Source organism: Vibrio sp. SCSIO 43009 (genome assembly GCF_023716525.1).
In the GTDB taxonomy this organism is placed as follows: Bacteria; Pseudomonadota; Gammaproteobacteria; order Enterobacterales; family Vibrionaceae; genus Vibrio; species Vibrio alginolyticus.
In genome coordinates this window covers 892499-904762 of sequence record NZ_CP071843.1, presented here as the reverse complement: position 1 = coordinate 904762, position 12264 = coordinate 892499, and the positions used below count along the sequence as shown (strand labels likewise).

13 protein-coding genes are annotated in these 12264 nt (G+C 42.8%); 4 read left to right on the top strand and 9 right to left on the bottom strand.

Annotated features, from left to right (window positions below; genetic code table 11):
• Positions 1-15 precede the first annotated feature (15 nt).
• Positions 16-384: a late competence development ComFB family protein gene (locus J4N43_RS19675; RefSeq protein WP_005376241.1), complete on the bottom strand. Its 369-nt coding sequence runs from the start codon at positions 382-384 to the stop codon at positions 16-18.
• 253 nt (positions 385-637) lie between these two features.
• Here J4N43_RS19675 and J4N43_RS19670 point away from each other — a divergent pair, with 253 nt between their 5' ends.
• Positions 638-1876, top strand: a complete 1239-nt coding sequence (locus J4N43_RS19670; RefSeq protein WP_053349903.1) for a GGDEF domain-containing protein — start codon at positions 638-640, stop codon at positions 1874-1876.
• A gap of 250 nt (positions 1877-2126) precedes the next feature.
• Here the strand turns inward: J4N43_RS19670 and J4N43_RS19665 are convergent, their stop codons facing one another.
• Complete coding sequence (locus J4N43_RS19665) at positions 2127-3086, bottom strand: GGDEF domain-containing response regulator (RefSeq protein WP_017634619.1); 960 nt, start codon at positions 3084-3086, stop codon at positions 2127-2129.
• Positions 3087-3359: 273 nt separating this feature from the next.
• Here J4N43_RS19665 and J4N43_RS19660 point away from each other — a divergent pair, with 273 nt between their 5' ends.
• Complete coding sequence (locus tag J4N43_RS19660; protein WP_005376232.1) at positions 3360-3797, top strand: DUF3069 domain-containing protein; 438 nt, start codon at positions 3360-3362, stop codon at positions 3795-3797.
• Between the two features lie 76 nt (positions 3798-3873).
• On the opposite strand, the gene modC is transcribed toward J4N43_RS19660, so the two are convergent.
• The 4 genes from modC to J4N43_RS19640 form a co-directional block, all read right to left on the bottom strand.
• Positions 3874-4980 carry a molybdenum ABC transporter ATP-binding protein ModC gene (gene modC / locus J4N43_RS19655; RefSeq protein WP_005388041.1) on the bottom strand — a complete coding sequence of 369 codons (1107 nt, stop codon included), beginning with the start codon at positions 4978-4980 and terminating at the stop codon, positions 3874-3876.
• Complete coding sequence (gene modB, locus J4N43_RS19650; protein WP_017820163.1) at positions 4977-5666, bottom strand: molybdate ABC transporter permease subunit; 690 nt, start codon at positions 5664-5666, stop codon at positions 4977-4979. Before modB ends, modC begins: the two co-directional genes overlap by 4 nt.
• Before the next feature lie 27 nt (positions 5667-5693).
• The gene (modA, locus tag J4N43_RS19645; RefSeq protein ID WP_053349904.1) at positions 5694-6449 is read right to left on the bottom strand and encodes a molybdate ABC transporter substrate-binding protein; all 756 of its coding nucleotides are present in this window, start codon (positions 6447-6449) and stop codon (positions 5694-5696) included.
• Positions 6450-6518: 69 nt separating this feature from the next.
• A complete protein-coding gene (locus J4N43_RS19640) occupies positions 6519-7970 on the bottom strand; it encodes a cobyric acid synthase (RefSeq protein WP_017820165.1) in 1452 nt (483 codons plus the stop codon).
• Between the two features lie 155 nt (positions 7971-8125).
• Here J4N43_RS19640 and J4N43_RS19635 point away from each other — a divergent pair, with 155 nt between their 5' ends.
• Together J4N43_RS19635 and J4N43_RS19630 are read left to right on the top strand one after the other, a co-directional pair.
• A complete protein-coding gene (locus J4N43_RS19635; RefSeq protein ID WP_005376220.1) occupies positions 8126-8500 on the top strand; it encodes a YgiW/YdeI family stress tolerance OB fold protein in 375 nt (124 codons plus the stop codon).
• A gap of 154 nt (positions 8501-8654) precedes the next feature.
• Positions 8655-9191, top strand: coding sequence for a hypothetical protein (locus J4N43_RS19630; protein ID WP_017634623.1), 537 nt, complete (start codon positions 8655-8657; stop codon positions 9189-9191).
• A gap of 129 nt (positions 9192-9320) precedes the next feature.
• Here the strand turns inward: J4N43_RS19630 and J4N43_RS19625 are convergent, their stop codons facing one another.
• The 3 genes from J4N43_RS19625 to J4N43_RS19615 form a co-directional block, all read right to left on the bottom strand.
• Positions 9321-10004, bottom strand: coding sequence for an ATP-dependent zinc protease family protein (locus J4N43_RS19625; RefSeq protein ID WP_005388032.1), 684 nt, complete (start codon positions 10002-10004; stop codon positions 9321-9323).
• An 11-nt stretch (positions 10005-10015) separates the two neighbouring features.
• Entirely contained in the window at positions 10016-11203 is a 1188-nt protein-coding gene (locus J4N43_RS19620) for an amino acid aminotransferase (RefSeq protein WP_047101084.1), read from the bottom strand.
• 155 nt (positions 11204-11358) lie between these two features.
• A complete protein-coding gene (locus tag J4N43_RS19615) occupies positions 11359-12216 on the bottom strand; it encodes an AraC family transcriptional regulator (RefSeq protein ID WP_025767758.1) in 858 nt (285 codons plus the stop codon).
• Between the last annotated feature and the right edge of the window lie 48 nt (positions 12217-12264).

The window sequence follows — 12264 nt, the reverse complement described above, 5'->3', positions numbered from 1 at the left end:
TCAACTGAGCGACTCTTACTTAATATTAACGTTAAGGATCGGTTTTTCATACCAATCCAACTCTTTGTCATCATCATAACTAGTATGGGAAAAAATTACAGGCACATCATACTCTCGGTTCTTACGCCTGTCTTCTTTCACCATTTCTGCGGCGTTTTTCACCGCTATATCCGCGCTTTGCTTAAACTGGCTTAATTTTTGTTCAGGAAGTGAAGACAAAAAATCAATATCATGACGGATATAGACAGGCTTGAGCTGGATAAGCGCAAGGCAAGCAATATCGGCTAACTGTTCGTTGTCATACTGTTCTAAAAATTCGGGCAAACTGAGAACCTGACCTACTAATGTTTCCATGTAATTGTGCACATCTGAGCTTATCTGCATCTGTAAATCTCCTTTTTCCTATGAAATGAGTATAGCAACGACTTGTTTATAACAACTTATTGATTGCTCTTAATTTAATCAATCTCTCTCTTTTTGCGGTAATGTCTTCCAAAATACTTGGGAAAAGGAACAAATAGACGTATTCTTGCTAGTTCTCAAAGTTCGAAATTCAATAACGGATAAATATCCATATTGATAAAACGATTTACCTAACCAATTATATAGTCAACTATTTTCAGGCAGTTTGTAATAGATGTCCTCATCGTCAATGACTTCATCAGGCTTCAGATTCTTATTCCCTTTTTTGCTACTGGGCATAGTGAGTTCGGGCATGGACAGCATTATTCAGATGACTCAGGCAAACTGGGGCATTGCCGCAAACTTGCCGTACATACTATTAGGTTGTGCGCTACTCCTTTGTTATTCATTTAAGCAAGGCAGAGAGTCCATGGTGTGCTTGGCAATGTTGCTAGCCTATTTCGTGATACAGCACCGCCTACAAGTCCCGCTTCAAAGTGGTACCGCTTTACTTGAGCTAACCATTTTAGCCACGTTACTTCCTGTCTCGTTTCTTACGGTATTTTTGTTTAGTAAAGAAGGTTTTGACTCCAGAGCCATGTTGACTTACATCTTGATGTTAGCAATGTTCGTTCTTTGGTCTTATCTAACGCTAGCATATTACGTTGAAGGAGGGTTTGAACAATGGACAAGCGGTATTTTATTTATTGTACCGACGGTCTCTAAACTGCCTTTCATTCTTGTTTTATATTGCGTGGGTATTGTCTGTTTTCTTGGAATTCTTGTTTTAAAGAAGAATGAAATTATCCATGCGATGACCTACTCTGCCATGGTATTGGCGTCTGCGACGTTCATTTTCTTTGATGTGCAGTACATATCAAGCACCATGTTTACTCTAACAGGGCTGCTTATCATTATTTATGCCGCTTCCGCTAGCCATCAACTGGCTTTCACCGATAGCCTAACGCTGATTCCGAGCAGACGTGCACTTGATCTCGATCTAAAACACATGGGTAAGAAGTTCACGATCGCAATGCTTGATGTTGACCATTTTAAAAAGTTTAACGACACCTACGGTCACGATACTGGTGATGACGTTCTAAAAATGGTCGCTTCGCGCCTCACTAAAACCCCAGGCGGCGCAAAAGTTTATCGATTTGGCGGAGAAGAATTTACCATCGTTTTTAAAGGCAAATACGCTGACGAATGTAAGAACTTTTTGGAAGAAGCTCGCAAATCGATTGCAGAATACGAGATGATATTACGCGATGAAGAATCTCGCCCTGAGAACCATAAACAAGGACAAAAACGTCGTGGTAGCAACAGTTCGAAAAGAAAGTCGGTTTTTGTTACCGCAAGTTTCGGAGTTGCTGATAGCCGGAATGGGCAAGCTCCTCTGGACGTTATTAAATCAGCGGACGAAGCACTTTACAAAGCGAAAAAGGCCGGACGTAACTGCATAAAGCTTCGTTAGACCCTCACCAATCGTGAAAGTTAACAAGCTTGTCTGGGTTTAAAACAAAACCGAACTTCCCCATCAGCATAATAACTGCACTCATCGTTGCCACTATCCCGATGTCATCTATCTAATCAAAGGTATAAGGTATACGCCCGATTGCGACATTCCGTTCGCACTGTTTGCCTATCTTACTTTGAGTTAGCTTTAAAATAACCACCAAAAGTGACAACGCAACAAAAAGAATGGCATTCATAAGATTTTGTTTTTAAAAAGAATTAACTACAGTATGTGTGTTTCTTCCCAAAGACTTCGATGTATATAGTGCTTTATCAACGGTTGCATACAAGTCTGATTGCACTTCTTTCCCTGTCGGTTGAAAAACAAAAACACCCTGTGACACTGTCACTCTATTTGACACACTAGAATACTCATGTGGGTAATCGAGAAAATACATAGCCTCTTGTATACGCTCGGCTTCTCTTTCTGCTGTTTGAGTGTCGGTACACCCTAGCAACACGACAAACTCTTCCCCACCATATCGACCTACATATTCCCCAGAGCGACAAAACGTCGCCTTTAGTTGATTCGCAATCGCTTGCAAGCAACGGTCGCCTTCAATATGACCGTAATTATCATTAAACGGTTTAAAAAAATCGACGTCCAATAGAATCAAAGCCATTGGCATATTGTGACGGCCATGCCATGCAACCATCGATTCCAACTTATGGTCGATATAACGGCGGTTATAGAGTTTGGTTAGGCCATCTTCATTCGCTTGCTGAGTCAAAAGTTGATTAACTTGCTCCAATTGAGCTGTCGCTTGCTTAAGCTCTCGTCTCATATGAGCAATACGCTGCATTGCGATAAGTTTAGAGTTCAGTACCAGTTTATCTACCGGCTTAATTAAATAGTCATCACCGCCCGCGTCTATGGCTTTAGCAATCATTTCTGGCTCTTCGTGACTACTCAAAAAAATAATAGGGATCCAATCCGGAAACGTTTCTCTTATATGAAGAGAGACTTCAAAACCGTTCATATCTGGCATTGATATATCGAGTAACACCAGTTCCGGATCAAAACTCTCGTAGGTATTTAACGCCTCTAGTCCACTACCTACGGCTTTTACAATATGTCCAAGTTGCTTTAGACGAATAGCCAACTGCATCCTGTCTAGCTGAACATCGTCAACCAGAAGGATTCGCATCGATGTCCCTGTCGGTTGCATAACGCGTTCCATTTTTAATTATGTCTTTATTAAACATATACCATACTCATAGAGTTGTTGCATTCGACTCATAATTAAGTGCTATATTTTTGTTTGAATATCACGGAATCCATTGCATAAAGCAGTTAGACTGGACGTTACCCTATCTAATCATGGCCTGTGAGCAGAAGTTCAACAAACTCATTCACTTTGGTCATCTTGTGGATTAATGGGTATAGCTATTTGATGCATTTGGTATTAATATTCCCGCCTTTTTGTAATGAGAGACACACCATGTCAGAAGCAACTAACAGCGAAAGCAAAAAAATCGATCTAGCCAGCATTTCTCCAGAGCTACGTAAAGTTATCGAATTTGACGAAGTTCCAGAGCAAATGTTCGAAATGGTTACCTCTATCCATGAAGTGTCTGAAGAAGCGGTACGTGAATCATGGGACGAAATGCCAGCAAGTGCACAGAACATTCTAGACAACTTTGAACAGTTTCATGCTCTAGTTTCTGTAGGCCAAGCATTCGCTGGTATTAATGTGATGGAAGAGTTTCCGACTCTTAATCTGCCAGAAAACATGACAGATGAAGATAAAGAAGAATACCGTGCTCAACTACTTGATAATGTGCTTCACAACTGTGTGAAAGACATGGTTAAGCAACTTAAGAAAGCACGTCGTGACCCACTTCTTAAGCGTGAATTCAAAGAAGTATTCGCGAAGTAATTCCGACATTCTTCTAGTAACAAAGGCCGCACTTTGCGGCCTTTTTTGATCATGAAGCGTAAATCAGTCTAAACGGTTAATGAGGCGCTAGTGCCATATCTTTTTGTGTCACACTGACACCTTTAATTTGTGCAAAAACACGGCTACCAACTTTTAGGTTGAGATCATCAAGGGCCCACGGTGTGATCGTTGCCCACAAATAACATTTCTCGTCTAGCTTGAGTGATACATTAATACTCTGCTTGTCATCGGCTGCGTTAAACGCCTCAATGGAATCGACAATAGCAGGCAAAATATTTCGAATCGACGTCGCCTTGGGTTGCTCGAGCGTGATAGAAACGTCGTTGGCACGCACTTGCAAGCGTATTGGCGTGTCTGGTGTTCCGTCAATCTTTTGCACCCACAGGAATACATTAGGTGCAAGGCTGATACAAGTCAGTGCATAACGTTCATGATGTTCAGCAATCCGGCCTTCAAATAAGCTGCTTTGATCTGAGAAAGATTGCCATGGACGCATAGCATGAGAAGCCCACACTTCCTCAAGCTTACCTGAACTCGAAATTTTACCTTGGTCAATAATTGCAAGGTGCTGAGCAAGCCTTAAAATTTCCTGGAGACTGTGTGTGACATAGATAATAGGGATATTTACCTTCTCCGACAACTCCTCGAGAAAAGGCATTACCTCACGCTTTCTTGGCATATCGAGTGAGGCAAGTGGCTCATCCATCAAAAGCAAATTGGGTTTAGATAGCAATGCGCGCGCAATCGCAACACGTTGCTTTTCACCACCAGAAAGTGACACCGGAAAGCGCTTTAGTAACGGTTTGATAGACAAGAGTTCGGTGACTGCATCAAAATACTCGTCATCTTTTTCTTTAACGCCATATAACAAATTGCCTTGAACCGAATAGTGAGGAAACAAACGTGAATCCTGAAACACATAACCAATACCACGCTTGTGCGTTGGTAGGTTGATTCCCTGTTCACTGTCAAACAAAACATGCTCACCAACCGCAACATACCCTTGCCTTGGAGTTACCAATCCGCTGATGATGTTAATCAACGTCGTTTTACCAGCACCAGATCGTCCAAACAAGGCACTAATTCCGTTACAGGGTAACTTAAGTTTAATGTCGAAGTCAGTCTCACCAAGCATTTGTTTAAATTGGACTTTAATCGTCATTGCTTCGCACCCAATCTGCTTGCCGCTTTACGATTTAGCCATTCAGAGATCATTAATGTAGACAAGGCTAACGCGATAGAAATGATACACAGACGAGCCGCCTGCATTTCTGCACCTGGCGTTTCAATAAAGTTGTACATTGCCAGCGGAATCGTTTGGGTCTCACCCGGAATGTTAGAGACGAAACTGATCGTCGCCCCGAATTCGCCAAGACTACGAGCAAATGACAGCATCGTGCCCGTAATAATTCCGGGAATGGTCAGTGGTAACGTGACGGTGAGAAACACTTTTAAAGGAGAAGCGCCTAACGTAGAGGCTGCGTGCTCCAATTTAGGGTCGACGCTATCTAAGCTTAAGCGTACTGAACGAACCATCAAAGGCAAAGCCACGACAATACAAGCGACTACTGCCCCTTTCCAATTAAAGCTAAATACTACCCCTAAGTTTTCATAGAGCCACTTTCCAAGGAACCCTTGTCGTCCTAAAGAAATCAACAATAAATAGCCGATTACCACTGGCGGCAATACCAGTGGTAAATGAATTAAGCTATCGAGAATCGATTTACCAATGAACGTTTTTCGAGAAAGTAGCCAAGCAAGAAAAACGCCGAGAGGAATCAGCCAAAGTACTGCGTACGCGCCTACTTTGAGGCTTAACATTAAGGCTTGGTATTCCAGTTCTGTCACGCTTCGTTCCTATAATTGAAGGCCGGTTTATTGCTGAAAGCCATATTGAGCAAAAACGCGTGCGGCTTCGTCCGATTTTAGGTACTGGAAGAACTGCTCTGACTCAGTAGAATCATTCACAATTGCAGCCGGGTAAACAATAGCCGCATGCGTATCACTTGCAAATTCGCCGAGAATTTTGACTTTATCAGTTAACTGAGCATCGGTTTTGTAGACCACACCTAAAGGCGCTTCTCCACGTTCAACCAACGCCAAAGCTAAGCGCACATTCTTTGCTGGTGCGACGTGAGTTTGAACCGCTTTCCATACACCCAGTGTAGTCAATGACTCTTTCGCGTACATACCAGCAGGTACTGACGTCGGATTGCCTAAAGCAAGACGATTTCCATGCAATGCCTTCTCCCATGCCTTTGCATCAGAAAAGTTAAATGAGGTTAATTCTGAAGACTGAGGAGCAATCAACACTAAGCTATTGCGCACTAGATTTGTGACATTGTCACGATAAATGACGTCTTTATCGACCAAATAATCCATCCATTTCGTGTTCGCAGAAATGAATACATCCGCTGGTGCGCCATTGATAATTTGTCGAGCGATAGAAGAAGAACCACCATAAACGGGAGTGATAGAAACGTCATACTTTTCTTCAAAGTTTTGCGCGATCTCGTTAATCGCATTCGTCATAGAAGAGGCTGCATACACTTTTAGGTTCGTTGCTGCGTTTGCTGAAAATGAAATGCTTAATACTACCGTAAGGCAAGCATACTGTTTCCATGCTTTCATAGAGATACTCCAATACAAGGCAAGCGAAAGAACAGGTTATTTAAATATAAAGTTCAATCAGTTAATGGGCTATTTAAACAAAAAATCAAGGCGCACATGTTGTTCTATCGCATCTGCGATGCGATTAATGCCTTGCTCCTTTAACTCTTCAAAGTCTTGTTGTTTGATTTGGGTGCCGTTTACCCATTCTGATACCAGGCTTAAGACATCTGCCTCGTCAAAGAACCCGTGAAGGTAGGTTCCCATGATTTGGCCACACTCGCTGATCGCCCCCTCCGCTTCACCGGAGCTGAATGTAAGAGGTTGCAGGCCCCGTACTTCACTTCGCCCTACGTGGATTTCATAACCCTTTACATTGGCTGTTTTGCCGTTAAGAGAAAGCTGTGCTTGTGTGTTTGTAAGCTGTTTGCTGTTAGTTAGTGTCGTAGTGATATCAAGCAAGCCAAGTCCTTCTCTTTGACCTGGTTGGCCTTCGACGCCGTTTGGATCATCAATCAAGTTTCCAAGCATCTGGTAGCCGCCACAGATACCAATCACTTTTCCACCAAGACGAATATGACGCAAGATATCTTTATCCCACCCCTGGCTTCTTAGATAATCCAGATCGTCTCTCACTGATTTGGTCCCAGGCAAAATAACCAGGTCGGCTTTATCTATTTTTTCGCCTTTACCTACATAACGTAGATTGATGTCTGGATTCAATCGCAGCACATCAAAATCAGTATGATTACTAATCCGGGTTAAAACAGGCACAACAACATTCAGTTTTACCTCAGAGTGCAACTCTTGCTGCGCAGTGATCGCGTCTTCTGCTTCTAAATTCAAACCATGGAGAAAAGGAAGTACACCAAGTACAGGTTTACCTGTTTTTTCTTCTAGCCAATCGAGGCCCGATTGCAATAAACGAATATCACCTCGAAAACGGTTGATAACAAATCCTTTTACTCGCGCTTGTTCAGATTCAGAAAGTAGCGCAAGTGTTCCGTACAAATGTGCAAACACTCCACCACGATCAATATCAGCAACAATGATCACTGGTACATCAGCGGCCTCAGCAAAACCCATGTTTGCAATATCGCCTTCTCGTAAATTGATTTCAGCAGGACTCCCCGCGCCCTCGATAATGATCGAATCAAATTCTTGAGTCAGACGAGAGAAGGAATCTAACACCGTATCCATCGCCACTTTCTTGTAATCATGAAAGCCAGCCGCATCCATATTGGAAATCGCCTTACCCTGCAAAATGATCTGAGCACCTGTATCACTGTTAGGTTTAATTAAAACCGGATTCATATGTACAGTTGGCTCAATATTACACGCCTGTGCCTGAACGGCCTGTGCTCGACCTATTTCACCGCCATCTTTGGTTACCGCACTATTTAGTGCCATGTTTTGTGGCTTAAATGGGGCAACATTTATCCCTTTTCGTGCTAATACACGGCATAAACCTGCCACAAGGACACTTTTTCCGGCATCCGAAGTGGTGCCTTGAACCATTAAAGATGGGATCGCTGATTTCATGAATGTTTGTAAGGAATAGAGGAAGATGAACAATCATAACGTCATCGTCCCCACTTACTCAAGCAAATGAATAGAATATGAATGTTGAAATCATCATTGGTTCAAACAAGCCCTGTTTTAATGACCCCATCAAAACAAACCGATGAGGATGTAACATGAAAAAGAATACAATTATCGCAACAATCGCCGCCTTAGCTATTGCTCCTTCTATCGCGTTCGCGAAAGATAACGCTCAAAACCAATCAAACTTGCAGTTTAACGGTCCTGTCACTGTGGAAAAATTGGATGCCTTGCTAAACGACTCCAATATGTTTACTGAAAAAGATGTGGTCGTTGAAGGTAACTTATTGCGTCAAGTTCGCGCGGATAAGTTTGTCTTTAGCGATGGTTCCGGTGAAGTGATGGTCGAACTCGATGACGATATTCAGCTAAATACTCCGATTGATCACACGACTAAAGTCCGTCTGTTTGGCGAATTTGAAGGCGGGAACAAACCAGAGATTGAAGTCGAACAACTCGTGGTCATGTAAAACAAACCCCGATTGCTGTGCATATCAACATGATGTAGTGACGATTACAGCTAAATAGTGACGGCAAGCACTTAAAATGATAGCTTTATCAATCTTGGTCTGCTTTTTGCAGACCATTTTTTTGTTCATTTTAATCATCTTGCCCGGAGACACCATGCTAGGTAAAGCTCTAAAGGTTGCAGCCTTTGGTTTGTGTGCTATTTTGCCACTTTCCGCACACGCAAATAATTTCAACTACAACACGATGGAATTTCGCATGGGCACTAGCCCTGGTACATTTGGTGGCGAGTTCAATACCTACTTTACAGAGAATACCCATTTCATTGCTCGCGCAGACAGTGAATTCAGCGGAGACTGGGACATTGCTGGTGGTATAGGCTTTAATGGGCCAGCAGGCCAATTTGCAGATATTTATGGCCAAATGTTGGTACACAACATTAAAGAGAACGGCAGTGATAAAGTGGGCGACGAGTGGCGCACGGAAGTGAATATTGGCACTCGTATTTGGTTTATGCAAAATGTTGAGCTACATGGCCGTATCGGCCAAATCATAGATAATGACGATTCGAACACCATTTACAATCTGGGCGCACGATTCCACTCAACTCAGCAACTATCGCTTGGTGCAGATTTCAAAAATAATGGTGTCTATGGCCAGCAAATTGTAATGTCTGCTCGTTTTGCATTTTAGTGGACATGACTATGACTACCAGGGCATCACAAGCAAGCATATGATTCAATAAAAATGGCCTCCAATTTTGGAGGCCATTTTTTGTTAATCACGAATTATTAGCTTGTAGCAGAAACTAGCTGTAATACATCAGTTTTTAGCGGTTTTTTTAGGTTTATCTTGCACATATTTTTTCGATACATCTACAACGGCGATATCTCTAAAAAAGCTTCGACCAAGCAAAATTGGAAACGTCATATGTCCGCGATCCGCTAACGTAAACTCTGTCTTTTCTTTGTGATCCCCAACGGTAATGTAGGCTTTTACCACCGCTCGTTTATCCACCTCTTCTGACGAAGACTGCTTAACTTTAGCCCAGCGCTCAACGGGTACTTTAAATTCTTTGGTGTCTTTGTCACCTAAATCTATCTTAAATTTAACCCAGTCTTTACCATCACGCTCAAACGGAACAATGTCAGTCGCACTAATTGATGATGTTGTCGCACCTGTATCAACTCTAGCCTTGAAAGTCTGGTCAATTTCAGGAACATAAACCCATTCTTCAGAACCAAGAATTAACATGCCATCGGGTGTTTTTGTGACCTTGACTGGCTTCTTAGGCTTTGGTTCCGGCTTTTTCTCAGGTTTCGCTTCTGGTTTGGGCTCCACCTCTGGCTTTGGATCTACATCAGGTTTCACTTCTGGCTCGACTTTAACGGGCTCTTCGACCTTTGGCGACTCTGGCTCAACAGGTTCCTGCGTCGTTTGAGTTGACGTACAAGCAATTAAACTGCCGCTCATCATAAGCGGCAGAATCAGTTTCCAGTTTTTCATCCACACTCCAATTAAGCTTGAGATACTTTCTTAATTGCGTCCGCTACGTATGGAATATGAGTTTCGGTAAGTCCGGCAATGTTAATTCGACCATCGCCAACACCATAAATGCCATAATCTTCACGCAGTTGCGCCATTTGGTTTCCACTAAAGCCTAGCACAGTAAACATGCCTTTGTGACCCTCAATGAAATCAAATTGATCTGTATTATGGTTGTTTCTCAACTCGTTACACAAACTTTGACGAAGGCTAACCAAACGATGTTGCATTTCACTCAATTCTTGCTTCCAAACGGAAGTGAGATTGTCATCTTGCAGAATGGTCTTAACTAAAGCTGCACCATGGTCGGGTGGCATCGTGTAAGTCGATCGAGCTAGAGTGAGGAGTTTACCTTTTGCATTGGTTACATCATGCATGTTCTTACCAACCACAATCGCTGCACCAGTTCGTTCACGGTACAGACCAAAGTTCTTCGAACATGAAGTAGTAATCAACATCTCTTCAACGTTATCTGCCATAAAACGAAGGCCTTTTGCGTCTTCTTCTAGGCCATCACCGAAGCCTTGGTAAGCAATGTCCACAAATGGGATGAAACCGTTCTTCTGCGACAATTCTGTAATGGCTTGCCAAGCAGAGAAGTCAATATCCGCACCAGTTGGGTTGTGGCAACAACCATGAAGAAGTACCACATCTGAAGGCCCAGCTTTCGCAAGATCATCCATCATTTTTTCGGTGTCTACTTGTTTCGTTTCCGAAGAGAAATAGTGGTAGAACTTAACTTTAAGGCCTGCTGCTTCCATCACTGGCTTGTGGTTTACGTAGCTTGGGTTGGAAATCCAAACCGTCGTATCTGGCTGTGCGATCTTCATTAGATCACCGAGCATACGCAGCGCACCACTTGCACCTGGCGTTTGAATAGCTGCAACACGATCCATTGCAGACGTTCCCGTCAGTAGCAAATCGATCATGCTTTTATTAAATTCTTCGCAACCTGCAAGACCAACATAAGACTTGGTTTTTTGAGTTTCAACAACGACATCCTGCGCCATTTGAATGGCTTTCATAATCGGCGTTTCGCCTGCGCTGTTTTTGTATACGCCAATGCCAAGGTCAACCTTGTTTGGACGTTCATCGTTACGGTATGCAACGGATAGAGATAAAATAGGATCTAATACGGGAGTTGGGAGATTAGAAAACATGAAAGTCATAACCCTTTGAAATTCAAGTACCGAACCTCACGTTAACACCATCGCAAAAAATGACGAAATGATTTTTCACTTATTTCATCAATTAGAGAACAAAATTCTGGATTGCGGTGAGTTTTGTGCGCTCTATCGTTCAGAAAAAGAACGATTCACTCCTCGTTGTACCAATCCACTCTACCGTTTTTTCTAAACTCTCTTGGTGTCATGGTCGACCACGCTTTAAAACGTGTACTAAAGTTAGCGCTGGTCGGATATCCGACTATTTCTCCAATATGCTGAATTGGCCATTCTGTTGAACGAAGTAACCTAGCAGCATATTCCATGCGCATACGCGTTAAATGTGCCATTGGGCTTCGACCAAACTGCTTTTGAGTCAGTCGATGCAAATGAGGCTCCGAACATGGATATAGAGCCGCCACCTGCTCAACGCTCCAATCCTTATGGAGCTGACGTTGGACAAGGTCAAATACACGCCGAAGCCTCAATTGGCTGCGTGATATCGACTCTGAGGGCGGCATGTTTAACATCAGCTCTAACTGAGCCACACTATGCTCACCTACCGCACCACCATAATCGATTGGAAGGTTAATGCTGCGTAGTAACGTTTGGATACATGCATACATCACTTCAGGTGTAGATGAAAGCTGGTAGCGAACATCGCATTCTAATATCGGCCACTCTCTATCAGGAGCAAGAAAAAGCCACGCGATCTGCCAAGGTTCTTCTTCTATACCAAAACCGTTTTCAACACCTGCGGGTACTGTAATCAACGAGCCCGGTTCCAAATCGTATCGATAAGTCCCACTCTCTAGCCACCCTTTACCACGCACCGTATAGAGCAGCATGTGTTTCTTTTGGTTTTTACGATAAACAGAGAAGAAGTCACGACAAGTGGCAATGCCGCACTGCACAATGCCTCTCTCCTCAAGTGCTAATACTCGACTGTGATCAATAAACTCTTGATAAGTTTTTTCTGAAATCGCGTAGCGTTCTTGTTTATCTTCCATGATTTATTGGCTCACATGTGCGTTAGTAGAAAGTTTTACAAAGGTTTT

What these genes read in the sequence shown, in the direction of transcription:
- J4N43_RS19660 (WP_005376232.1), top strand. Translation starts at nt 3,360, where the DNA reads ATGTCAGAAGCAACTAACAGCGAAAGCAAAAAAATCGATCTAGCCAGC.
- J4N43_RS19615 (WP_025767758.1), bottom strand. Translation starts at nt 12,216, where the DNA reads ATGGAAGATAAACAAGAACGCTACGCGATTTCAGAAAAAACTTATCAA.
- J4N43_RS19635 (WP_005376220.1), top strand. Translation starts at nt 8,126, where the DNA reads ATGAAAAAGAATACAATTATCGCAACAATCGCCGCCTTAGCTATTGCT.
- J4N43_RS19670 (WP_053349903.1), top strand. Translation starts at nt 638, where the DNA reads ATGTCCTCATCGTCAATGACTTCATCAGGCTTCAGATTCTTATTCCCT.
- J4N43_RS19620 (WP_047101084.1), bottom strand. Translation starts at nt 11,203, where the DNA reads ATGTTTTCTAATCTCCCAACTCCCGTATTAGATCCTATTTTATCTCTA.
- J4N43_RS19630 (WP_017634623.1), top strand. Translation starts at nt 8,655, where the DNA reads ATGCTAGGTAAAGCTCTAAAGGTTGCAGCCTTTGGTTTGTGTGCTATT.
- modC (WP_005388041.1), bottom strand. Translation starts at nt 4,980, where the DNA reads ATGACGATTAAAGTCCAATTTAAACAAATGCTTGGTGAGACTGACTTC.
- modA (WP_053349904.1), bottom strand. Translation starts at nt 6,449, where the DNA reads ATGAAAGCATGGAAACAGTATGCTTGCCTTACGGTAGTATTAAGCATT.
- J4N43_RS19665 (WP_017634619.1), bottom strand. Translation starts at nt 3,086, where the DNA reads ATGCAACCGACAGGGACATCGATGCGAATCCTTCTGGTTGACGATGTT.
- J4N43_RS19675 (WP_005376241.1), bottom strand. Translation starts at nt 384, where the DNA reads ATGCAGATAAGCTCAGATGTGCACAATTACATGGAAACATTAGTAGGT.
- J4N43_RS19640 (WP_017820165.1), bottom strand. Translation starts at nt 7,970, where the DNA reads ATGAAATCAGCGATCCCATCTTTAATGGTTCAAGGCACCACTTCGGAT.
- J4N43_RS19625 (WP_005388032.1), bottom strand. Translation starts at nt 10,004, where the DNA reads ATGAAAAACTGGAAACTGATTCTGCCGCTTATGATGAGCGGCAGTTTA.